Source organism: Varibaculum cambriense (assembly GCF_032557235.1).
GTDB classification, from domain to species: Bacteria; Actinomycetota; Actinomycetes; order Actinomycetales; family Actinomycetaceae; genus Varibaculum; species Varibaculum cambriense_C.
The window spans coordinates 39,184-61,538 of sequence record NZ_JAWGMB010000006.1; the positions used below are offsets into that span (position 1 = coordinate 39,184).

The 22,355-nt window shown below is 52.3% G+C and carries 20 protein-coding genes, 1 CRISPR repeat array and 1 riboswitch; of the genes, 13 read left to right on the forward strand and 7 right to left on the reverse strand.

Annotated features, from left to right (window positions below; translation table 11 throughout):
- Positions 1-130 precede the first annotated feature (130 nt).
- The 10 genes from casA to E6072_RS05925 all read left to right on the forward strand — a co-directional run bounded on the left by casA (position 131) and on the right by E6072_RS05925 (position 8,791).
- On the forward strand, positions 131-1,834 hold the full coding sequence (casA, locus tag E6072_RS05880) for a type I-E CRISPR-associated protein Cse1/CasA (RefSeq protein ID WP_316694404.1): 1,704 nt from the start codon (positions 131-133) through the stop codon (positions 1,832-1,834).
- On the forward strand, positions 1,827-2,459 hold the full coding sequence (gene casB, locus E6072_RS05885) for a type I-E CRISPR-associated protein Cse2/CasB (RefSeq protein ID WP_278619799.1): 633 nt from the start codon (positions 1,827-1,829) through the stop codon (positions 2,457-2,459). Before casA ends, casB begins: the two co-directional genes overlap by 8 nt.
- Before the next feature lie 11 nt (positions 2,460-2,470).
- The gene (gene cas7e / locus E6072_RS05890; protein ID WP_278619800.1) at positions 2,471-3,613 is read left to right on the forward strand and encodes a type I-E CRISPR-associated protein Cas7/Cse4/CasC; all 1,143 of its coding nucleotides are present in this window, start codon (positions 2,471-2,473) and stop codon (positions 3,611-3,613) included.
- 2 nt (positions 3,614-3,615) lie between these two features.
- The gene (gene cas5e / locus E6072_RS05895; protein WP_278619802.1) at positions 3,616-4,386 is read left to right on the forward strand and encodes a type I-E CRISPR-associated protein Cas5/CasD; all 771 of its coding nucleotides are present in this window, start codon (positions 3,616-3,618) and stop codon (positions 4,384-4,386) included.
- On the forward strand, positions 4,383-5,090 hold the full coding sequence (gene cas6e, locus E6072_RS05900) for a type I-E CRISPR-associated protein Cas6/Cse3/CasE (protein ID WP_316694406.1): 708 nt from the start codon (positions 4,383-4,385) through the stop codon (positions 5,088-5,090). Before cas5e ends, cas6e begins: the two co-directional genes overlap by 4 nt.
- A gap of 7 nt (positions 5,091-5,097) precedes the next feature.
- Positions 5,098-6,054, forward strand: coding sequence for a type I-E CRISPR-associated endonuclease Cas1e (gene cas1e, locus E6072_RS05905; protein ID WP_316694407.1), 957 nt, complete (start codon positions 5,098-5,100; stop codon positions 6,052-6,054).
- Positions 6,054-6,458 (forward strand): type I-E CRISPR-associated endoribonuclease Cas2e, encoded by a 405-nt coding sequence (cas2e, locus tag E6072_RS05910; RefSeq protein ID WP_311588252.1) that lies wholly within the window; start codon positions 6,054-6,056, stop codon positions 6,456-6,458. Before cas1e ends, cas2e begins: the two co-directional genes overlap by 1 nt.
- Positions 6,459-6,530: 72 nt before the next feature.
- Positions 6,531-7,534: a CRISPR direct-repeat array (repeat unit 28 nt; unit sequence AAATGCCCCGCACCTGCGGGGATGATCC).
- Positions 7,535-7,937: 403 nt separating this feature from the next.
- Entirely contained in the window at positions 7,938-8,156 is a 219-nt protein-coding gene (locus E6072_RS05915) for a transcriptional regulator (RefSeq protein ID WP_316694410.1), read from the forward strand.
- 68 nt (positions 8,157-8,224) lie between these two features.
- Positions 8,225-8,416, forward strand: coding sequence for a VIT1/CCC1 transporter family protein (locus E6072_RS05920; RefSeq protein ID WP_399335478.1), 192 nt, complete (start codon positions 8,225-8,227; stop codon positions 8,414-8,416).
- 111 nt (positions 8,417-8,527) lie between these two features.
- A complete protein-coding gene (locus tag E6072_RS05925) occupies positions 8,528-8,791 on the forward strand; it encodes a hypothetical protein (RefSeq protein WP_316694413.1) in 264 nt (87 codons plus the stop codon).
- A gap of 84 nt (positions 8,792-8,875) precedes the next feature.
- On the opposite strand, the gene E6072_RS05930 is transcribed toward E6072_RS05925, so the two are convergent.
- From E6072_RS05930 to E6072_RS05960, 7 genes are all read right to left on the reverse strand, one after another.
- Positions 8,876-10,291 (reverse strand): ATP-binding protein, encoded by a 1,416-nt coding sequence (locus E6072_RS05930; RefSeq protein ID WP_316694415.1) that lies wholly within the window; start codon positions 10,289-10,291, stop codon positions 8,876-8,878.
- Positions 10,292-10,508: 217 nt separating this feature from the next.
- Positions 10,509-10,892: a monovalent cation/H(+) antiporter subunit G gene (gene mnhG / locus E6072_RS05935; RefSeq protein ID WP_316694417.1), complete on the reverse strand. Its 384-nt coding sequence runs from the start codon at positions 10,890-10,892 to the stop codon at positions 10,509-10,511.
- The gene (locus tag E6072_RS05940) at positions 10,885-11,235 is read right to left on the reverse strand and encodes a monovalent cation/H+ antiporter complex subunit F (protein WP_278610707.1); all 351 of its coding nucleotides are present in this window, start codon (positions 11,233-11,235) and stop codon (positions 10,885-10,887) included. The genes mnhG and E6072_RS05940 overlap by 8 nt, the downstream gene beginning before the upstream one ends.
- A gap of 5 nt (positions 11,236-11,240) precedes the next feature.
- On the reverse strand, positions 11,241-12,050 hold the full coding sequence (locus E6072_RS05945) for a Na+/H+ antiporter subunit E (protein WP_316694419.1): 810 nt from the start codon (positions 12,048-12,050) through the stop codon (positions 11,241-11,243).
- The gene (locus E6072_RS05950; protein ID WP_316694421.1) at positions 12,043-13,755 is read right to left on the reverse strand and encodes a Na+/H+ antiporter subunit D; all 1,713 of its coding nucleotides are present in this window, start codon (positions 13,753-13,755) and stop codon (positions 12,043-12,045) included. Before E6072_RS05950 ends, E6072_RS05945 begins: the two co-directional genes overlap by 8 nt.
- Positions 13,752-14,180, reverse strand: a complete 429-nt coding sequence (locus E6072_RS05955; RefSeq protein WP_316694423.1) for a Na(+)/H(+) antiporter subunit C — start codon at positions 14,178-14,180, stop codon at positions 13,752-13,754. Before E6072_RS05955 ends, E6072_RS05950 begins: the two co-directional genes overlap by 4 nt.
- Complete coding sequence (locus E6072_RS05960; protein ID WP_316694424.1) at positions 14,177-17,263, reverse strand: Na+/H+ antiporter subunit A; 3,087 nt, start codon at positions 17,261-17,263, stop codon at positions 14,177-14,179. The genes E6072_RS05955 and E6072_RS05960 overlap by 4 nt, the downstream gene beginning before the upstream one ends.
- A gap of 307 nt (positions 17,264-17,570) precedes the next feature.
- Here E6072_RS05960 and sucC point away from each other — a divergent pair, with 307 nt between their 5' ends.
- The 3 genes from sucC to E6072_RS05975 all read left to right on the forward strand — a co-directional run bounded on the left by sucC (position 17,571) and on the right by E6072_RS05975 (position 22,223).
- The gene (gene sucC, locus E6072_RS05965) at positions 17,571-18,737 is read left to right on the forward strand and encodes an ADP-forming succinate--CoA ligase subunit beta (protein ID WP_316694425.1); all 1,167 of its coding nucleotides are present in this window, start codon (positions 17,571-17,573) and stop codon (positions 18,735-18,737) included.
- Between the two features lie 30 nt (positions 18,738-18,767).
- Positions 18,768-19,700, forward strand: coding sequence for a succinate--CoA ligase subunit alpha (gene sucD / locus E6072_RS05970; protein ID WP_101930148.1), 933 nt, complete (start codon positions 18,768-18,770; stop codon positions 19,698-19,700).
- A 381-nt stretch (positions 19,701-20,081) separates the two neighbouring features.
- Entirely contained in the window at positions 20,082-22,223 is a 2,142-nt protein-coding gene (locus E6072_RS05975; RefSeq protein WP_316694429.1) for a DUF6350 family protein, read from the forward strand.
- 29 nt (positions 22,224-22,252) lie between these two features.
- Positions 22,253-22,331: riboswitch (ZMP/ZTP riboswitch) on the forward strand.
- The last annotated feature ends 24 nt before the right edge of the window (positions 22,332-22,355 follow it).

Here is a 22,355-nt window from a genome sequence, read left to right on the forward strand (position 1 = left end):
TCACGGGTGGCTTCTCTTTTAATTCCAACACAGTTCCTGTAAAACTGTTTAGTAAGAGTCTTGTAGGCGAGCAGGATTCAGATTATTTGGTTGTTTGGGAACCAAAGGTTGGTTCTAGAAGGGAGGTACGGTGACTGAGAAATCAAAGTTTAATCTACTTGATGAGCCCTGGGTTCCGGTTGCATTCCGCAACGGTAAACATCAGATGCTTCCTCTGCGTGATTGTTTTTCACGTTCGCCGGAGATTCGAAGACTATCTTTTGGGCAGGACGCCGTAAGTTTCGCGGTGCTTAGAATTATGGTGGCGATTATGCAGAGAACGCTGTATGTCGTCAGTGCTACAAAAGGTGGCTGGAATGCGCCGGCATGGCAGCGGGCTTATGAAAATCCGAAAGAAACCCTGGGCTTGGTGGAACAGTATCTTGAAACGTGGAAGGATCGATTCTTTTTATTTGATCGCGAACGGCCTTTCTTTCAGCATCCCACGGTTCATACCCCCAAAAGAGACTACTCTGAGCTGAATAAGATACTCGCAGACGTCCCGAACGGGAAACCGTTCATCACCATGCGTATCGGGGCTGGTATAGAAGAGATTAGTTATCCCGAGGCTGCTGCCCAACTTATCCACTTACAAGCATACGATTCTGCGGGGATTCGCTCCGGCGCGGTTGGTGATACTCGGGTGAAAGGTGGTAAAGGATATCCGATTGGTACTGGTTGGGTAGGTGCCCAAGGTGGGGTTTATGTAGAAGGTGAAACCCTGTTTTCAACTCTGATGCTTAACACTCTTGCTATTGGGCAACCTGGGGAAGAAAGCGAAGAAGCTCAGGCCACTGGAATTATTGCTTCCAATCCGGAATTTGATTTACCTGTCTGGGAACGCGAGAAGCAACCGGTGGGACAACGCGCCGACATCTATCCGCATGGCCTTGCCGATATGCTCACTTGGCAATCTAGGCGGGTGAGGCTAATTGATGGCGGTAACTCGGTAATCGGTGTAGTACTTTGCCAGGGCGATAGATTAGGAGAAAAGAAAACTTCTGCGTTTGCTAACGCGCTAATCCGTGAACCTATGGGAGTATGGCGATTTTCTGAGCCCCAGACCAGGAAAAATAAACGGATAACTTATATGCCTCGTAAGCATGATCCCAGCCGCGCAATTTGGCGGGGAATTACATCCCTATTGCCCGAGTTTCCCGGGAAAACCGCAACTTACAAAGAGGTGCAGGTAGAAGCAAGCCTGCCACCAGCGGTAGTGCGCTGGGTAGGGTGGTTGATTTCAAACGGTTATCTGCCGGAATCGACAATCTATAGGTTGCGATCTTGTGGGTATGAGTATGGTGACCAAGAATCATATTTTGTGGAAGCAATCAGTGATTATCTGACAGTCCCCTCTCGCCTATTGACTGGCAAAGACCAAGAATCGTTGTATTTAGTGAAAACCGGGATGGAACTGCTTGATGAGCTAGCTAGTGCGATTGCTTCGTTAGCGGGCAATCTGCAGCGAGCCATTGGGGCGGAGGACACGAGCCTGGCTACTCGGACAACGCGAGAGCGCTTCTACTCAGAGATTGACAGCCAGTTCCGAGCCTGGCTGCTCAGAATCGGTTCAGCCAACTGTAATCTAGATTCGCTTTGGGAAGCAGGCTACGGGATTGCCAAAAAACTGGAATCCGAACTGCTGGCGGCCGCTCCGGATGAAGCGATGAAAGGAAGGATAAAAAACGGAACAGTTTTTGATCTTCCTAACTGTGTTAAATGGTTTGCAATCAGGCTTTATAAGACAAAATCAAAGGTCTCAGCTTTCAATGAGTCGAAGGAGAATCATGAGTGATCAAACGCAACCAGAGCAATCAAGTAAGCATTATTACAGTGACCTTGGTTGGACAGTAATACGGCGAATTGAAACTTTGCAGCAGGGGTATTTAAACGATTCCCCGCAAGCTCGTGCCGATTTGGCTGAGCTACGCAAGGCGTCTCAAGACTTGTATGTTTTCCCACCCTCGGTGTGGCATCTAGTTGATACCTCAGAAACGGGAAGGAATTCCTCTTCAGATCTCTTAACTGCCAAGGAGCAGGGAATCCGGGGAGCCTTGTGGCTCTATGCTCGCCATCAGCGGGGCAGAATCACCCCCATGCATCAACGGGGAGTAAACCTGGGAGAAGCAGTCTCGAGGCTCGCCTGGTTAGAAGGTATGGATAATGAAAAAGCGGTGCGGCGCCACTTTGATGCCGCGGTTATGTCCACAACTTTTTCGGGGTTTTTCAACCATTTGAAGGGGCTAATTGGTCAGTTGGGATCTAATCGCGCTGCAATCGCAATTGACTACGGACTATTGGCTCAAGATCTTTATCGCTTCGCAATCCCCGGAGGCAAACAAAAAGTTATACTCTCCTGGGCGAGAGGCTATGCCCGACAGAAAAACGAAAAATCAGAAACCAACTCACAGACCAAATAAAGGAGACTATCATGACTAGCTTTATCGATTTCCATATTTTGCAAAACGTCCCGCCCTCCTGTGTAAACCGAGATGATTCAGGGAGCCCTAAGACTGCAACTTTTGGGGGGCAACGCCGAGCCCGGGTATCTTCGCAGTGTTGGAAACGAGAGACCAGGCAAGTGTTTGGAGATTTCCTCAATCAAGCGGATCTGGGCTATCGAACCAATCGGATTGTAGATTTGTTGGCTAAACAGATCTCCGTTCAAAACCCAGATCTGGAGCCCGAATCTGCGAAACTGGCGGTAGACGTATTTAAAGCGCTGGGAATCAAGCTAAAAGCCCCGCGCGCGAAGAAGGATGCTAAGGAAGAGATCGGTAACGATGTGTCCACCTACTTAGTGTTCCTGTCAGCCCTGCAACTGCGGCAACTGGCAGAATATGCGGTAGATAAAGCGGCCACCGAAGAGAAGCCAAAGAAACGCGAAATTGAAAGACTGTTGAATCGGAATCACTCAGTAGATTTGGCTCTGTTCGGTCGCATGGTAGCTGATGACGCAGCCGTGAATGTCGATGCCTCCTGCCAGGTAGCACACGCAATTTCTACCCACAGCGTAGAAAACGAATTCGATTTCTTTACCGCAGTTGATGACGTAAAGTCCCAAGACGAAGCGGAAACCGATGCGGGAGCGGGGATGATGGGGACGGTCGAGTTTAATTCCTCAACGCTCTATCGATACGCCACTATCAATCTGGATATGCTGCGGGAAAACCTGGGGAGTGACGATGCCACGGTTCGGGCAGTTGACGCGTTCGCCCAGGCATTTGTAAAAGCCATGCCCACCGGTAAACAAAATACTTTTGCTAATCGCACGCTACCGGAAGCAATCTACATTTCCGTACGTGATGACCAGCCAGTTTCCCTGGTAGGGGCGTTCGAGAATGCGGTTACCTCCCGGGAAGATACTGGATTCTTGGCGCCCTCAGTATCCCGTCTGGTCAAAGAAGCAGCCGATATCGAGGACGCCTATGGAATAAAGCCTCTCGCCCAGTTCACCTGCGGGGTCGGAGACTCGCGGGAGCAGCTACGGCAAATCCAAGAACCAGTGGCGTTCCCTCAGTTAGTTTCGGATTTAGACAACCTGGTGACTGAACTGCTTGCCAAGGGTGAATAACCATGAAGAATATGCTTTTGACCCTCAAAGGTCCGATGCAGTCATGGGGGACGTCCTCTCGTTTTACTAAGCGCAGGACGTCCTCAGAACCCTCCAAAAGTGGAATCATCGGTCTGCTAGCGGCAGCACAAGGACGTCGCCGGGTGGATCCTGTTGAGGATTTAGTTGATCTGAAAATGGCGGTTCGCATCGATCAACCGGGAACTCGGGAACGGGATTTTCATACCACCCATTCCTTTGACGGCGAGACTTCCTATCCTCTTTCTGACCGCTATTACCTGTCAGACGCGGTATTTGTCGTTGGGCTTAGCGGGGAAACCAGCCTGATTGATGCCCTTAATGATGCCTTGGTTAAACCAAAGTTTCCGCTGTATTTAGGGCGAAGGGCGTTTCCTCCTATGACCCCTATCCGACCAAAGCTGTCAGAGGGAAATCTGGTAGACGCCATCGCCGCTTATCCCTGGCAGGCAGCCGCTTGGTATCAAAAGAAAGTATCGCGGAAAACGGACTGGTCGTCCTCTTCACCCCTCGACCTCGAGAATGGAAAAGTAAGTTTAGAGGTAGTTGCGGATCTGGATTTACTACCGGAAGACAGACGTGAAGACTGTATTTTTGACCAAGTGCACGATGTTCCGCTCAGTTTCGATTCCCACCATCGCCAATATGAGTGGCGTGACGTAGTCAGGTGGAAATGCGAAGTAGCGACTGATATTTCAGCCAACGAAACCGAACCATCGTTCTTAACCACCCACAATCCGGGAGGTATGTGGTGAGCGAATATTATCTTGCACGGTGTGCCTTAAACCCTCGGAGACGGGGAGCCGCCAGGTTGCTCGCCTCCATGGAGCGGATGCACGCTGCCATCTTGCAGAACTGTTTCCATGAATCCCAATGGGAGGGAGGGGAACCACCGCGGATTCTCTGGCGTTTGGATCGACACCAAAAAGGCTACTACCTTTATATTCAGTCTCCGGTGCGACCAGATTTAACCCAACTTGCTGAAGAAGCTGGGTGGCCAGAAATAGAGTCCACGTACGGGGTGAAAAGCTATCAGCATTTCTTGGATCGACTCGCGGAGGGAAGCAGCTGGAATTTTAGGCTAGTGGCAACTCCTACTCGGGCGGTGAAAGTTGAAGGTGCTAAACGATCCAAACGGATTCCAATCGTTAGGGATGAAGACCGCGTTAATTGGTTGACATCTAGAGCAGAGGGTTGGGGGTTCGAGATTCCTCAGGTGTCTGCCAATCCGTCCACTGGTGAAGCAACTGATTTGGCGGTGGCGATCGTGGAAAAAGAGCGCATTCGTTTTCAGCGAGGAAAGGCGGGGAAACCGGGATCTTTAGTTACCTTGAACCGGGTAGCATTCGAAGGAATTCTGACTGTAAAGGATCCTGAACTGCTGCGCATCGCCATGCTAAACGGTTTAGGGGCAGCGAAGGCATACGGATGCGGTCTGCTAACCCTAGCTCCTAGGTAGGTTAGCGATGAACGGTGGCCTCGCAAATAAGCCCGTCCCGCGGCAATCGCTGCCGCGGGTGGAAGACCGCTGGTCATTCCTCTATGCAGAGCGCTGTGTAGTACACCGCGCAGAAAATGCTTTGACCTTGCGAGATGAGCAGGGAACGGTGCATGTCCCGGCGGCAACGATTTCATCGTTGCTGCTGGGACCGGGATCAACGATTTCTCACCAGGCGATGAGTCTTTTAGGCGAATGCGGGGTGAGTGCGGTTTGGGTTGGTGAAAACGGGGTGCGCTTCTATGCCAGCGGACGCAGTTTGGCTGACTCGAATGCCTTGCTGCAGCTGCAAGCGCGTTGCTCATCCTCGCAAAATGAAAGAATCAAAGTAGCCAGGGCAATGTATCAAATGCGTTTTGGTGAAGAGGATGTGGAGGGGCTCTCCATGCGACAGCTGCGGGGGCGGGAAGGTCACCGCATGAAAATGGCCTACCGGCGTTGGGCAGATGAATATGGGGTTCCTTGGGCAGGTAGAGTTTTTGATTCCCAAGACTTTCAGGCTAGTGATCCGGTTAACCAGGCGCTGTCTGCTGGTAACGCCACCCTGTATGGGATTGCCCATGCGGTTATTTGTGCTTTAGGTTGTTCGCCGGGACTCGGCATAGTGCATACCGGGCATTCGCGCTCCTTTGTGTTTGATATTGCTGACCTCTATAAGGTTGAATTCGTGATTCCACTGGCATTCCAGATTGTTTCCGAGGGCGAGCAGGACGTTGCGACCAGAATGCGGATTAAGTTGCGTGACCAGGTCTTTCAAAAGGGACTGCTAAAACGATGTGCGCAAGATATTATCTTTTTGCTTACCGGGGAGCGAGATGCTTCGGTAGAAGTTCAGGAGAACCGTAATCGGTTGTGGGATTACTATCAAGGAAATATCGAGGGCGGCTCTAACTATGCGGCTGAGGTGAGGGAGGCTCCGTTTTGATGGTTTTAATCTTAACGGCCTGCCCTCCGGGGCTGCGCGGATATGTAACTCGCTGGCTGTTAGAGGCCTCTCCGGGAGTATTCGTGGGGAGATTGTCTGCCCGGGTGAGGGAGAACCTTTGGGATTTAGTGGTTGCGGAGCGGAAACAGGGTAAGGCGCTACTGATATATAGTACCAATAATGAGCAAGGTTATGCTGTGCGCTCGGCTGGGCATAAATGGAATCCAATAGAACTCGAAGGGATGACTTTGCTGCAGCATCCTGAGCGAATCAAAAGTGATAGTTCAGCGGGGGATAGGCAGCGACGAGAACCGGGATGGCAGCAAGGGAAAAGTAGTGACAATGAAGGCTATGGGTGGTCGATAGCTGCCAGGCGCAGAAGAATGCGTAAACGTAAACCCTAAAAATCTGAGGTAGCTACCTATAGGATGGCGTTAGAAAGGAATATTTTGGATCGATATTCCAGCTCAACGAGTAAATGCCCCGCACCTGCGGGGATGATCCTACGCCTCAGCAAATGAATTAACTCTCATAAAAAAATGCCCCGCACCTGCGGGGATGATCCGTGGGTTTGGGAACATACCGGGGAAATTGTAGAAAATGCCCCGCACCTGCGGGGATGATCCCACTGAACGTTAATAATGATGTTTTCCGCGCGCAAATGCCCCGCACCTGCGGGGATGATCCGGCACTAGCGCGGTGGCTACTCGGTATAGCCAGAAATGCCCCGCACCTGCGGGGATGATCCTATCAGGCGATCCAATTCAAACCCTCAGATCTCAAATGCCCCGCACCTGCGGGGATGATCCCAAATCTGGTGGTGAACATATCTTTATGGATCGAAATGCCCCGCACCTGCGGGGATGATCCCTCTCTTCCGAGAGCGGCCTCAATATCAGAAAGAAATGCCCCGCACCTGCGGGGATGATCCTCCGCTTAGAGCGCGGCCGCGCAAACTTAATAAAAATGCCCCGCACCTGCGGGGATGATCCCTAAGGTGCAAAGTTGTTCCGTCTGCCAAAAAGAAATGCCCCGCACCTGCGGGGATGATCCCGTGTTCCCGCATCAACATTTCGCTAATACTGAAAATGCCCCGCACCTGCGGGGATGATCCCAGCGGCAGGTTAACAACCCGGGGATGTTGGGAAAATGCCCCGCACCTGCGGGGATGATCCCCGCTATAGCATCTATCCCCGGGACAATAGCGGAAATGCCCCGCACCTGCGGGGATGATCCCCGCGCTAGCCGCTAAAAATAGGGCGTTCTCTTAAATGCCCCGCACCTGCGGGGATGATCCCCGGCACATGGGCTGGGTCTTGTGGGCGGCTCGAAATGCCCCGCACCTGCGGGGATGATCCGGTTCCCGGACTCGATTTTTAGAGTGCCACCATAAATGCCCCGCACCTGCGGGGATGATCCGTGCCAGAAGTGTCAAAAGTGTCACTTTTTACAAAACGCCCGGCACCTGCGGGGATGGTCTCGGCCTATTATTCCGTCGTGGGATGAAACCCAGGTTAATGGGGTAGTGTCCGTCAATATGGCAGATTTAGTGCGTAATTACTGGTTAAACGAAATAGTATTGGTCTTGAGGGGAAAACTGAAAGAATATCCCCCGGGCAGGCCGGGGGATAAAACAAGAGAAAGGAAAATCATGTTAGTTCTTGAATCGCTAGACATGATTATTAACCTTTCAATTGCTATTGTAGCTTGCTCACCTGGTGGGACAAGCGTAAGTAGAAATTGAAAGGTTGCCCGCTCCGAAAGGACTGGTAACTTTCTCCTAGTCTAGGAGGTTTACGTTATGATTATGCAGATATTGCAGCTGCTAGTATCCCTAGCGGCTCTGGCTGGCGTTATCGCCATATACCGCCAAAATAAACGCGATGATTAACTATCTAACCGTGAACGGGATGGCCCGGCGATTCGGGCTATCCCCTCACACTATAAAAAGCTATATCACGCGCGGAACATTCCCCGCCCCCGATGCGTCCATTGGAGCAGGAAAAGCCATCAAATACGGATGGCTACCCGAAACCGTGGATAACTGGCAGAAAACCCGCCCCGGCAAAGCCGGAAGACCCAAAGGTACCGTTAAGCCGTAGTCGTAGGGATTCCCTTCTCCCGATGGCGTGTGGTCAATAGGTTCTTCTGAAAGAATCTGGCAATCCTGCTGTTCCCGCCGGCCTCCAAGTTTATCGCCACCTTCATCTTGACTTTAGTGACGCTAGGTTTAGCGGGATACACCTCCGCTTGGCTCTCAGAAGCTCCCCGAGGACGTGCCGTCATTAGGGTGATTATCGGCGGCGCCCTCGCCATGCTGATTACTGGCGCAGTCGGCCACCTGGTGGGGCTGTCGCTGTAAATAGGCTCTAACTGCGATAACTCCTAGCGCCGGGAAGGTTTCTCTTTAGGTAGAGCCACATATTTACCGGGAAGCGATAAATATAAGGATTGCTAAAGATAGGCTTAAATCGTGCTAACCTACTTAGATCTATATAAAAGGGTTCGTGCTCACCTCGAAAAAACCGCTAGCCCCGCAGTCCAACAATTGATAGCAGATTATGAATATGGCGAGGGCGAAGATCTCGATTTTATAGTCTCGCTCGCGTTTGAGGAACAGATTGGCCTACCGAAAACCCTTCGCGAACAGCTAGTAGCCTTACAGGACGACTATGCAAAGTCCGGGGATTATCCCTTGCCTTTGTCGGAAGTAACCCGACAATATTTACGGGATTAATCTCGCCGGATTAGCGGGTCTAAGGCTTAAACCGTGAAAGATTCCACGCTAAGATGCTCTGAACCTGGTCTCGCAAACCCGCAGCTATTTTTCTAGGAAACTGTGCAGCCTCACGTCCTCGCGTCCTTGCGCGTGGCGGGCTAATTCGGGGGTAAATCCTGACTTTGCGTAGACAGCGTAGCGGGGTGTCTTGTGGTGTTTGACTAGTTTACTGCGGTTTTCTAGGGTTTTCAGGACATCAATGCCGACGGGTTGACTGGACCACTTAGCTTCGATAAACAGAGTAGATTTATTCCCTCCGGCGACTAGATCGATTTCTTCGGATTGATGCGTTTTCGGGTCGCTACCCCACCAGCGGGCACGATTTTGGTACAGCTCGACTAGCTTTCCAGCGGCATTGTCGCGGTCGAAAAGATCAGCGACAATCTGCTCGAAGCCCAGCCCCATGAAACTGTTGAGTACGGGAATAACGTTCGCTTCCAGAGTAGCTAAACCCGCACCCAACTCGATAGTCGACAGGTTGGGTTGCACGAATTGGTACCAAAAACGGAAACAGCCGTCTTGAATCCGATAAATGGTTTTTCGCCCGCCCATTTTCATTGTCGCATTCCAGGGAATTTGTTTATCCACGATACCCAGATCCATTAGGGCGCCGAGGTAGTTCGTCAGAACCCCGGTAGGAATCCCAGTTTTTGTAGCGATTTGATTGTGTTTTGAGGCCCCGTCAGAAATCGCGCGCAAAATAGAGCTGTAGCGTTTTGGCTCTCGCAGTTCTTGTTTTAGTAGGTTTCCCGGTTCTTCCACCAGGCGGCCGCTGGGATCAAAGAATAGTTTCGACAGGTTCTCGGCAGCGCCTGTACTGGTATCTATAAAGTCGAGGTATTCCGCCACGCCACCGGTAGCAGCGTAAAGAACTGCGGCATCCAAACGGGGTAGAGGGGAGAGAAAATCCTCGGTATCCAAAAAATCGAAAGGTCGCAAGCGAATCTGACCGGTACGCCGCCCATACAGGGGGCTTTTCGCGGAGAGGACTTGTCGCTCCATGAAACTCATCGACGACCCGCACAAAATCAGATGCAGTCCGGTTCCTGCCCATTGAGAATCGCAAAACTTCTGCAATAGCGAAGAAATCGGTGGCCAACTCGCCGCCAAGTACGGAAACTCATCGATTACTAGCACAAACGGGGTGTGGCGAGCAGTATCCGCCATATCAGCGAATAGATTCTCAAAAGAACTGTAACCTGCCCGCGAGGCCGTCAAACCTGGCTTGTTTGAGGCTTGGAACTGGGAAAACGTACGGGAAAAGCTGTTCAAGTTTGTCTTCTTATCGGCCTCCAGCGCCATAAAATATACAGCGGGCTTATCGGCAATATATTCCCTAATCAGACGGGTTTTTCCGACCCGGCGGCGCCCATAGACAACGGTGAACTCGAAACGATCACTTCCCCACGCTCTCTCCAGTGCTTCTAGCTCGCGTTCACGCCCGATAAAACGCTCCATCACTTACCCCCGATTCCAGAAATGCAGCTCACTCCCAAGATAACTACTTTGCCAGACATTAGCAATATCGTAAACATGTATATCGAGATATTGTTAACAAGGTGTTTTTGCTTCAAACCTCAGGGAAAACAGCATTCAGGTATCAAATACAGCATCCAATGCATAATAAAAACTACATTGAGAGCGATTTTTATTTTGCTTACGGCTATACATGATTTTAACTGTCTCGGGTTACTACCGGCGTATCCTTACCGGAAAGTGGCAAATGCAGGTGGCGATAAACCGTTTCACCAGCATCTTTGATTTCGCCACGTTGCTTAGCGGTTCTGCCGATCAAGTGCGCACCAATCGGTGCCGTCAGAGTTTGCAGCACAATCGCTAGCAGCACTACAGTCAGCCACGACCAAGTTTGACGAATCGCTACCAAACCCAGACAGGTCAAAATAAACCCGGTTAACTGCGGTTTTGTGGCAGCGTGTTGGCGTTGCAGCAAAGTTGGCAGCTTCACTACTCCAATGGCAGCAATCAAAGTCAAGGCAGATCCCAGGGTGAGAATCGCTATCCCCAGGTAGGTGAGGGCGTTGGACCAGCTTTCACTCATCACGTCCTCCTTTCCCAATAACAGCGTCCGCTTTTGGTTCCGGTTTCTTAGCCACGTTTGGATCAGCATCTTGTGCCTGTTCGGCTGCGGAACGCTGCCCAATAATCCGCGCCACCGCGGTCGCCGTCAAGAAACTCACCAAAGTCAACACCAGTAAAACCTGCATAGTGTCATCGCGCTCCCCGGTCACTGACACCAAACAAATAATCCCGATGGTGATCGCGGTTAATAGATCCAAGGCCACAGTACGATTCAAAATCCCTGGTCCTCGCCACAGCACGTACAAAGCCAGCAGTTCAGCGACACTGAGCATCGCCCAGTTTAAAACAAAAATCCAAGTCATAGCGCCTACTGCCTCTCACTATCGGGTCGTGGTTGGGCGTCCTCATCAATGACATACCGGCTCTGGGCAGAATAGGGGATTTTACCCGCCGCTACCAGCTGCTCGTAGCGTTGTAAACGCTCCTGAGCTTCTTGAATCTCTGCCTTACTGCCCAAAGCTTTCACAATTCTCATTTCGAGGGCGTGTAAAGATTTCTCTACCCCGCGCGCCCCTTTAGATAGGTCACGATCTAACACATGCAAAGTTACTCGCGAGGGGTTTATCCGAGCCCGCACTACTAAAGAACCTGGCACCAGGCAGGTCATCGCGGAAGCCATGGTTAAATAAAACTCTGAGCGGGTCACCATCTCCACTTCTACCATCTGCGGGCGGGCAGGTTTGTTTCTGAGCACCACATAAGCTACTTGCAGAGCAGAAGCCAAAAGATCCCAACCGAAGCGGAGTGCCAGCCAAGCAACCCGCAAGGGACGGAATCTTTTTACCGGGTTAACATGCGGCATCGGGAAAAATATTTGCAAACCCACCGCGATCAGCAGGCCACCGCCGATAGAAACAGCGGACAGGTCACGAATTAGCAGTATCCAGACCACGAACAACCAGATGCTCATCCCTAGGGAGCAGCGTCGCGGTAGATTTCTTAGCCGCTGTTTCAGACTTGGGCGCGAAGGCGCAGCGTTGACGGGGGTAATCTCGTCCTGGTGCTTCCCATTATTTTGGCTCGCGCCAGATTTTTCTGGTAACTGAGACCCCTTAACCGGGTCAGGAGCTGCAGCTATAGTGTGCTGAGCCCTGTCATCGCAGTTGTCGCTAGTCATTGCTACCTCCCCTCACTGGTACAGATCCATATGATTCTCGTGGGAACAGCGATAAAGCATCAAAAAGAACGCTCTTGGTAGTGGTTTCAGCGGCAGCGGTATCCGCCTGGTTCCCGTCCGCGTTTAAATAATCTCCCCAATTCCCCGAAGAAAGCTTCGAGATCCCGTGTCCGCGTCCATCTTCTCCCAAAACCGCGCGTTGATATTCAGCGCGTGTCATAGAGATAGTGGCACGTTCGGTGAAAGTGTAGACCGGATCGGCAAAAATCGATAGGCCAATCGTTACCGCAGTTAGGAAACCGGTTGCCGCCCAGACTCCCCGGGGAATACGGGCAGCAGGATTCAAAGTATCTACGGCTTCCTCTTCTTCGCCGCCACTTTCTTGCGCAGATTCCCTTCCCTGCCAGAAAGTCTGTAGCCAGATCTTGACCACCACGTACAGCGTCAGTAGGGAGGCAACTAGCCCCGCAGCCAGCAGTGCCCAGGCCAGGGGAGCATTGCGAGCCGCCGTCGCCTCGGCTAGTCCCAGTTTGCCCAAAAAACCAGTCAAAGGTGGGAAACCCACCAGGTTGAAAGCCGGAATCAAATACCAGATCGCTAGCAGCGGTGAAATCTTAGCTAAGGAGTGTAGACGGCGCAGCGAGGTAGAACCGCCGATCTTCTCCATCATGCCTGCCACTAAGAATAAGGTGGTTTGCACCAGAATATGGTGGACAGCGTAAAACACTGCTGAGGCGATCCCCAAGGTATTAGCTAGCGAAATTCCCCAGATCATAAAACCGATATGGGAAACCAGGGTAAAAGACAGTAACCGTTTAATATCGTCCTGGGCAACTGCCCCCAAGATTCCTACGATCATAGTGAGAATCCCGACTACCGCCAACACCACATCTACCGGGGAAGTCGGGAAAATAAGAACTTGCATCCGGATAATCGCATACACCCCAACTTTGGTAAGCAATCCCGCAAATACTGCGGTGATCGGGGCGGGAGCCGTGGGGTATGAGTCTGGTAACCAAGCCGAGAGCGGGAAAACTGCTGCCTTTAGACCAAATGCCACTAGGAATAACGTTTGGATAAGCATGGCGACTGCCGGATCGATTTCAGTTAGCCGCATAGAAAGCTGTGCCATATTCATGGTGCCACAAGCGCCGTAAAGGCAGGCAAGTGCTACCAAGAATATCGCTGACCCCACCATTGATACTGCCACGTAAACCGTGCCGGAGCGGATACGATCCCGGGTGCCTCCCAGAGTAATCAACACAAACGAGGAAGTAAGCAGAATTTCTACCCCCACGTAGAGGTTAAACATATCTCCGGTGAGGAACGCGTTGTTCACTCCGGCGCATAACACTAAGTAGGTGGGGTGAAAAATTGGAGTAGGAATATCCTGCGATTCGTGGACGGTATCTTCAGAGAGCGAATAGGCCAGTACCGCCACCATTACCACCAAGGAAGTACATAGCATTATCGCAGCTAGACGGTCAGCTACCAGGGAGATTCCAATCGGAGCCGCCCAAGACCCCACATCTAAAACCAGAGTAGCTTTATCAGTTAACCCTAGAATCGTGAGGGCAAAGATTAACGAAAACGACAGCGTCACAAAGGCAACCGCCGACTGTATCCGGTAATGCCTCCCTAATCCCAAAGTTAAAGCCGCGGCTAGCAGGGGAAGGAGAACCGGTAACGCTAAAAGAAAGTTCACAGTTCCCTCCTTTTACGACCTCGTCTCTTATCTAGCTCATCCAGATCCAAGCGTAGGAAGCGTTCGGCATCGCCCACTTTCTTCGCTAAGCGCCGATCTTCCAGGTCATCGGTGACCTCGTCATGTCCCGATAACCGCCAGGAACGGTAGGCAAGTGCCAATCCGAATGCTGTAGTGGCCATCGACAGCACAATCGCAGTAAGAATCATTCCCTGCGGCAAAGGATCAGACATTTTTGACAAGGCAGTACCCAAAATTGGAGCCGTACCTGCGCGTCCTCCCTGAGAAAGCAGGAATAGATTAATCCCATTACCCAGTAGCCCTAATCCGATAACGATCCGGGTTAAAGTACGTTCGGTGACCAGGTAAACCCCGCAAGCAACCAGGAATCCGGCAGCTAATAACAGGCAGAGAGAAACGCTCACAGCTTTGCCTCCTCAGGTTCAGAAACAGAAACGCTTTGCACCAGGCTCTTTTCTTTTGCTGCCGAGGACGCGTCCCCAGTTTCCGCTTCATCATCCGGTAATCTAACGGCATGATCTACCGGATCTTGCCGGCCGGTAATATCGGCTTCGGGCAGCTGATGGCCCGCAGATTCGCCCTGACGGTCAATCTCCGAACCCAGAGATTGCAACAAATCCAGCACCACCCCGATAACCAGTAAATACACCCCAATATCTAGTCCCATTGCCGAAGTAAAGTGCAGTTCCCCTAATATCCCTAAATCAAGATGTGCTTCCACGCTTTGCAAAATGGTGTAGCCAAACGCTAGTGGAATCAAAGCGCTAACTACCGCAGTAGTCATTCCGAGTGCAATGATCCCGCCCGGTCTGGCCGGAACCGCCTCTAACAGTTCAAAGCGTCCGCCTGCAAAATAACGGATCGTAATCCCAATCCCGGCAACCATGCCTCCAATAAAGCCTCCGCCAGGGTTGTTGTGGCCGATAAACAATAGCCATACCGATACCAGCAGTAAAGTGTGGTACAAGATCCGGGTAGAAACTTCCAACAAAATCGAGCGGCGGCGCGGACTAATTAACGTAGCTACCGCCAGCCAAGTTTGTTGCGGGCCAGCGGAAATCTTCCTTAAATGTCCCCGACGTCGCCGCGCCCTCATCAATAGTCGACGCCGGCGTGCCCGATGGGAATCAGCCAGGGCGCTAGATAGCCCGCGTAGGTAGATCAGGGCAGTAACCCCGGTAGCGGCAACTAGTAGTACCGAAAGTTCTCCCACAGTATCCCAGGCTCTAACGTCTACTAACAAGATATTGACCAGGTTTTGTCCCCCGGCAAAAATACTCCCTTCGGTAGTGACCAGGTTCGATACTGGTTCATGAATTCGGGCAGAGGACGTGGACAGGCCCAATAGCACAATGCCTACCCCGCAGGCAGCGGCTATTAAAAGCCGATAGCCGGGAGCCCAACGGCTCAGTCGACGCGAAAACCGGGCTGGTAGGCGCCGCAACACCAGTAAAAACAATGTAAGGGTGACCGCTTCTACCACCAATTGGGTAAGCGCTAAGTCCGGAGCCCCCTGTAGCACGTAAATGGCTGCCACGGCCGCTCCGCAGGCAGACAGTGCCAGTACTGCATTCAGGCGGCGCTGGGCAACAACACAGATGGCAGCCATGCCGATCAGGGCAAAACAAATGAATGCTTGCCCGAAGGAATCCGCGAAATGCCAGCTGTGCATATCGTTAATTCCCAGCAGGCATACCCCAGTTGCCACTGCCGAAACCGTAAATATCACTGAAAGGTCAGCAGGAAGAGAACCGGTTTGAACCTTACCGGTAACCCAAGCAGCCCCCTGCTCCAAAGCCCGGATAGCCCGCGAATACAGCCCCTGGGCGCTCCAACGCGGCGAAAAAGCTAAGCGCCGCTGCAGCCGCGCCAGCCGTGCCCGCTTCCAAAATAGGCCGAAACCTGCCGCCAAGATAAAGACAGTTACCAAGGCAGGCAGTATTCCCGACCAAAGATGGAGATTCCCCGGATCTTGCTGATAACTTTGGATCGCGGTCGGGCGCAAAAAATGGTCAAGGACGCTCGGCAAGAATCCGAGAATTACCGAAAGCCCGGTAAGAATCCCGGGAACCGCTGTGAGCATTTGGCCGGTTGCGCGCAATTTTTGCCGATGAGGACATGATCCTTTGCGGTCATGCTTATGACTGAAAGCGCCCCAAAAATAGCGCAGCGAATAGGCGAAAGTTAATGCGGAGCCCACAATCAGCGCTGCGAAAACTATCGCCGATTGCCCGTTGCCTACTGACCCCATAAGGACAGTAATTGCATGTTCTTTCCCCAAATATCCACTGGTAATCGGGATTCCGGACATAGATATAATCCCCGCTAAGGCGCAGGTAGCTAGCGTACGCGAGCGTTCCCCCAGGCCACATAGACTGGGGAACTCGCGGGTGCCGGTTTGTTTTTCGATAGTCCCGGTGGTCAGGAATAGGCCGGATTTAAAGGTGGAGTGGGCAGCTAGAACGCACAAACCTGCCAGGTATAGCTGGGGGCTAGCCGAACCAATAAGCATGGTGAGGAATCCCAGCTGGGAAACTGTGCCGAAAGCCAAAACCAGCTTTAGGTCGGTTTGCCGCAGCGCCGCGTAGCCTCCTAGCAGCATAGTCGTTGCCCCTAAAATAATGATTGCCCAGGTAAGCACAGGGAAGCGGGCAAATGCGGGCGCGAATCGGGTGATCAGGTAGATCCCTGCTTTTACCATGGCTGCCGCGTGTAGGAATGCCGAGACGGGAGTGGGGGCGGCCATCGCGGAGGGGAGCCAGAAGTGAGTCGGGAAAATCGCCGACTTGGTAATGGCCGCAAATAAAACCAAAGCTAATCCACAGCCAGCCGCAACCGGTTCTACCTGAGTGCCCAGGGCGGTCGAGGAGGACAATACGGTTATGAGCTCACTAATCCTAAAGGAGCCCCCTGGCATGATCCCCAGGATCACAAATCCTGCGAACATACTTAAAGAACCGGTGGTGGTTACCAAAATAGCTTGGCGGGCAGCAGCGCGGGAGGCACGTTCCTCTGCTTCATGACCAATTAAAATAAAGGAGCTAAAAGTAGTAATTTCCCAGAAAAAGTAGAGGGTCATGGTGTGATCTGCCAACACCAGACCAGACATAGAGGCTGCAAAACCTAGGAAAGCGGCAATGAATTGACCAAGCCGCGGAGATTCCTTGGAGAAATACTGGGCGCAGTACACCAGGATTAGCGAGCCAACCAGGTTAATTACTATAAGCATTAGCCAAGAGAGACTGGTGAGTCGAAACCCTATTTCTAGATCTAGCACGCTTGACCATTGATAAAGCTCTGCTATCTCCTGCGATCCAGTGCCGAACGCTTCACGGGTGTGAGATAGCGTCCAGAGTAGGGCACTAAAGGGCATCAGGGCAGCAAAGTAAAATGTGTGTTGCCGAAAGTACTTCACTAGAAAGGGAATTAACAGGGTAGCCAGGAAGTAGCACCCAATCAGCGGGGCGGCGTGATCCCACAAGAGCATAGCTAGTTCCAATCCACTTCTAGGTTTTCCGTCCAACAGCTTCTAGATGAGTACTCATCGTATCGCGAACCAAAATTATTGGGGAGCTTCGTTCTAAAAGAGACAGGATTGCCCGGGAGGAAGGGCGCTTCCTCTTTAAGTTTTCGTGGGTATTGCTTTTGTTTATGATTAACCGAATCTTGCTTGTTTAAGATCGAGTCTAGTTTTTAAGTGATAGAGAACACTTTCTCGTGACGTAATAAGCGTGAATATGCGGTACTATAGTCCTATATCTTGATGTCGAGGTACTTAATGAGAGGACGTGCAAGTGGATCTTTACGAATACCAGGCTCGCGACCTATTTGAGGCGCACTCAGTTCCCGTGTTAGCCGGGATTGTGGCCGAAACCCCTGAAGAAGCTCAAAAAGCTGCTGAGAAACTCGCTCAACCCTTGGTGGTGGTAAAAGCGCAGGTAAAGACGGGTGGGCGCGGAAAGGCTGGCGGGGTTAAACTCGCTCGCAGTCCTCAGGAGGCGCGAGAAAAAGCCGAAGAAATCTTAGGGATGGATATTAAGGGACATACCGTGCATCGGGTGTTAGTAGCCGCTGGTGCCGATATTGCCTGCGAATACTATTTCTCGATTCTGCTTGACCGCTCTAACCGCCGGCACCTGGCCATGTGCTCCAAAGAGGGCGGTATGGAGATCGAACAACTTGCCAAGGAACGCCCAGAAGCGTTGGCGAAGGTGCCCCTGCCGGTTACCGGCATCGACGAAGATGTTGCCCGTAAGATTCTTACCCAGGCTGGTTTTGAGGACGAAGACGTCATTAATAAGGCCGTGCCAGTGCTAGAGGGTCTCTGGGATGTTTATCAGGGTGAGGACGCCACCCTAGTAGAGGTAAACCCCCTGGTGTCCAGTGAAGAGGGCGAGATCATTGCCCTGGACGGAAAAGTAACTTTGGACGATAACGCCCGTTTCCGTCATCCCGGACACGAGGAACTGGTAGATAAACGCACCGAAGATCCCCTGGAAGCCAAAGCGAAAGAAAAAGGCTTGAACTACGTCCACCTAGAAGGTCAGGTGGGAATCATTGGTAACGGCGCTGGTCTGGTGATGTCGACTTTGGATGTGGTCGCCTATGCCGGGGAAGAATACGGGGTGAAGCCAGCGAATTTCCTCGATATTGGGGGTGGAGCCTCCGCGCAGGTAATGGCTGATGGACTGGACGTGATTCTGGGTGATCCCCAGGTCAAGTCGGTATTCGTAAACGTATTCGGCGGAATCACCGCCTGTGACCAGGTGGCTGCCGGAATCGTAAAAGCAATCGAAATCTTGGGCGATAAAGCCACTAAGCCACTGGTAGTACGCCTAGATGGCAACTCAGTAGAGGCTGGCCGCAAGATTTTAGAGGAAGCGAACCTAGAGCAGGTGACCATGGTAGAAACTATGGATGCTGGCGCCGCCCAGGCAGCTAAACTCGCTGCTGGCTGTTAAGAATCGGTAAAAGCATAAGGAGAAGCAAATATGTCAGTATTCCTTGATTCCTCAGCCCGGATTGTCGTACAGGGTATGACCGGTTCGGAGGGGCGTAAGCACACCCGGCTGATGCTAGGCGCCGGGACTAATGTGGTGGGGGGAACCAACCCCAAGAAAGCAGGACAAACGGTTGATTTCGATATTGTCCCCCTGGGTGAGGCCGCCGAAAAGAAAGGTGTTAAAGCCGGAACAGTTTCGGTGCCGGTATTTGGCACCGTGAAAGAAGCCATGGAAAAAGAGGGTGCGAATGTTTCAGTAGTATTCGTCCCTCCGCGTTTCGCTAAAGGGGCGGTACTAGAAGCCGTAGAGGCCGGGATGCCGCTGATCGTGGTGATTACCGAGGGGATTCCGGTACAGGATTCCACCGAGTTCGTAAATGCCGCCCTGGAAAAGGGATGCCGGATTATCGGTCCGAACTGCCCGGGGATTATTACCCCGGGACAGTCCAATGTGGGCATTACCCCGGCAGATATTACCGGTTCTGGTCCCATCGGATTGGTATCTAAATCTGGTACTTTGACCTACCAAATGATGTTTGAGCTGCGAGATATTGGCTTCACCACCTGTATGGGGATTGGTGGTGACCCGGTGGTGGGCACCACCCATATCGATGCTCTCGAGGCCTTCGAAAAAGACCCCGACACCAAAGTAATCGTGATGATCGGCGAGATTGGGGGAGATGCGGAAGAGCGCGCCGCCGACTATATCGCCGCTAATGTCACCAAGCCGGTAATCGCTTATGTAGCGGGCTTTACTGCTCCTAAAGGTAAAACCATGGGGCACGCAGGTGCTATCGTCTCTGGTTCGGCAGGTACTGCCCAGGCGAAGAAGGAAGCTCTGGAAGCTCATGGCGTCAAAGTTGGCAAGACTCCCTCTCAAACGGCGGAGCTGGCCAGGGAGGCCTTTAAAGCTCTTAGCTAACTGATAGTCAGTGCCAGATAGCAAAACAAAATTATTGCCTGGTAGCTAGAGATATTGCTGGGGGGGCGGTGCTTAGCACCGCCCCCCCAGTCGACTATTTACCGTCAGGCGCAGCTGACCGCGGTGCGCCTAAGTGGCTAGAGAGTTAAAAAGTGGACAATAGTAGGGATGTTGCGCCGGCCTAATGTTCCAAAAAATCCTCTCCGATCTGCAGGAGCCAGGAAACAAGTTGCGCATACCCAAAAGGGGGCAACTATCCAGGCCAGTAAAAACTATCAGCAGGAAGCTTCAACGCGGAGACGGGGACAAGCCAAGCAACTGGCCTTTACGGACAAGAAACGTCCAAGCAGCAGCGCGAAGACAGTTGGGAGTCGTGGATTGGTGAACAAGCTGCGGTTAGTTCGCAAGAAAGCCCCAACTGCTGGGAAAGCTACCGACAATGCCCTTGACTCAAAGGCGAAAGCCAGCTCCCAAAATACTCGACGCACCCTCACAGTGAGAATTCCTCGCGGAATCACCCGGATGGTGGCCGCCGCTCTGATCACCTGCCTAATTCCCTGGCTTGTTTTCTTGAGTATTAGTGCCGGAGTTTATTTTTCCACCTCTTCCAACCCCTGGATGACAGACACGGTTTGGACGGATTCCCTGGCCGTAGGAGCCAGTATCTGGGCTCTGGGATTCGCAGTCCCTCTTCCCGCTGGTCTAGGGCAAGCCGCCACTTTGTCGGTGATTCCCCTGGGATTGTGGATAGCCTATCTTTGGCTAGGGGGGCATGTGGCGCGCACTTTCGTCCTCGAAAGTAGAGCTGTACTGTGGGTTTACCCCTTTGCGCAAGCGATAGTTGCCTTCCTGGTGGGGCTAGTTGTGCGCGGATCCTACAGTCTGGGGGCACTATTCTTTTGGGCGTTAATCCACGGTTTCGCTACCGTGATCTACGCTTTTTATCTCTTTGATCGCGATCAGCGTCCCGATACGGAAAAACCATCCCTACGGCATCCCAAAGCGCGTTTAAAAGATGACCTAGAACGTTTTACCAGCTGGAGCCGGCAATTTATCCTCCGCGTGCGCAAACCAGATCATGCCTATAATCAGGATCTCGAAAACCGACGCCTCGGCATTGACCGCGATGAACGCAGTTGGGACGGCGTCAATAGCACTTGGACAGTACCCGGCTGGGTTATTTCCGGGCTGCGGGCTGGTTGGCAAGTATGCAAACTATTTGGGATCGTGACCTTGATACTGGTAGTTGCCCAAGTGTTCACCCATTTCCCAGCAGTAAAGAACATCTTAGACCTGTATGGTCTTTCCCTAGGGGCAGGGATTTTGATTTGGCTGGCGCAATTGCTGTATCTGCCTACTGTGCAAACTTGGGCGCTGGCCTGGGTTCTCGGGCCGGGATTTCAACAAGGTACCGGCACTATCCGTTCGCTGACGGAGGTAAAAACCGGCCCGATTCCGGCAGTCCCCATTTTGGGGGCGCTGCCAAATCAAACTCCCGGGTACTGGATATCGGCTGTGATCGTAGGGCTCGGTTTGCTGTGCGGATACCTGTTTTACACTTCCATGGCGCGGGTAGATTTCTTCTCCCACGTGGCTTCTTTCTTGGTAGCTACCCTTTCGTTTACGGTTTTAACTACTTGGTTCTGCTTTTTATCTTCCGGCTCCATCGGCGCGGGACGCATGTCCATGTGGGGGGCAGATCCCTTGACCACCGCGGCTATGGGGTTAATCTTGGTGTGGATACCGATCCTGCTGATAGCAATCCTTACCCACCCTCATGCTCGCGCTTACCTGGCAGATAATTTCTTTAAACTCAAGAGGGCGAGCGAACGAGCTGGGCGTCAAGGCTTTGCAGTCGCGAAAGAAAAAGCGAAAGAACTGCACTCCCGAAATCCCCTGAGCGCCGAGGGCGCGGTTACGGATGAGGACGCGGAAGCTGATACGCAGGAAACGGGCGGCGAGGATAGCTCCGCGAAGCCGCAGGCGACTGGAGATAATGAGGCGCAGGAAGTGCCCTCAGCTGCGAAAGAGGTGACGGAAACTGAACAAGTAGCGCTACCGCCAGAGCTTCCGGTAACAGATTCGGAAGCTGTCTCCGCTGGTGACAGCGGCGATACTAAGGTAGAGGCAGAAAGAAACACTGAAAATATTCCCGGAGACAGCGAGGACGCCCTCGACACTACCAAAAAATCGCAAGCTGACCAGGTGGCGAAGCCAGCTGCCCCGCGGCAGAGCCCGGAAGAAAAGTTTGCGCGCTCTAGGGGAGCCCTGCCGGTAGATACCGAGGAAATAAAAGACCTGGCCACCGATTGGGCAGAGCGCAAAACCGATGAAGTTATTGCGAAAGAACGCCAGGAATTGGAAAAAATCAAATCTTCTGCCCAGCGCCTCCCAGAAGCAGAACTGACGCGGCCAGCAATAAAACGCTCAATTTTCAAACGAGGCCGCTTGCGTGCTGGCAAACCCCGGCGCGGCGCTGACGACACTTCCACCCAGGCCATCGAAATCCCCGACCAAGACTAACTTTCGCCACCGAAGCCAGCAGGGTAGACTGGTTCTAACGTGACTGGCGAAAAAAGTGGATAACCACTGGGGAACGTAAAAGGACAGTCGCTCGCCTGGGCTGGACAAAGAATGCAACAAAAGGATTCCCAC

Excerpts from the sequence above, each read along its gene's own strand:
- E6072_RS05930 (WP_316694415.1), bottom strand. The coding sequence starts at position 10,291 with ATGGAGCGTTTTATCGGGCGTGAACGCGAGCTAGAAGCACTGGAGAGA.
- E6072_RS05945 (WP_316694419.1), bottom strand. The coding sequence starts at position 12,050 with ATGACTAGCGACAACTGCGATGACAGGGCTCAGCACACTATAGCTGCA.
- cas1e (WP_316694407.1), top strand. The coding sequence starts at position 5,098 with ATGAACGGTGGCCTCGCAAATAAGCCCGTCCCGCGGCAATCGCTGCCG.
- cas7e (WP_278619800.1), top strand. The coding sequence starts at position 2,471 with ATGACTAGCTTTATCGATTTCCATATTTTGCAAAACGTCCCGCCCTCC.
- cas2e (WP_311588252.1), top strand. The coding sequence starts at position 6,054 with ATGGTTTTAATCTTAACGGCCTGCCCTCCGGGGCTGCGCGGATATGTA.
- casB (WP_278619799.1), top strand. The coding sequence starts at position 1,827 with ATGAGTGATCAAACGCAACCAGAGCAATCAAGTAAGCATTATTACAGT.
- E6072_RS05915 (WP_316694410.1), top strand. The coding sequence starts at position 7,938 with ATGATTAACTATCTAACCGTGAACGGGATGGCCCGGCGATTCGGGCTA.
- E6072_RS05940 (WP_278610707.1), bottom strand. The coding sequence starts at position 11,235 with ATGACTTGGATTTTTGTTTTAAACTGGGCGATGCTCAGTGTCGCTGAA.
- mnhG (WP_316694417.1), bottom strand. The coding sequence starts at position 10,892 with ATGAGTGAAAGCTGGTCCAACGCCCTCACCTACCTGGGGATAGCGATT.
- E6072_RS05960 (WP_316694424.1), bottom strand. The coding sequence starts at position 17,263 with ATGCTCTTGTGGGATCACGCCGCCCCGCTGATTGGGTGCTACTTCCTG.
- sucD (WP_101930148.1), top strand. The coding sequence starts at position 18,768 with ATGTCAGTATTCCTTGATTCCTCAGCCCGGATTGTCGTACAGGGTATG.
- cas5e (WP_278619802.1), top strand. The coding sequence starts at position 3,616 with ATGAAGAATATGCTTTTGACCCTCAAAGGTCCGATGCAGTCATGGGGG.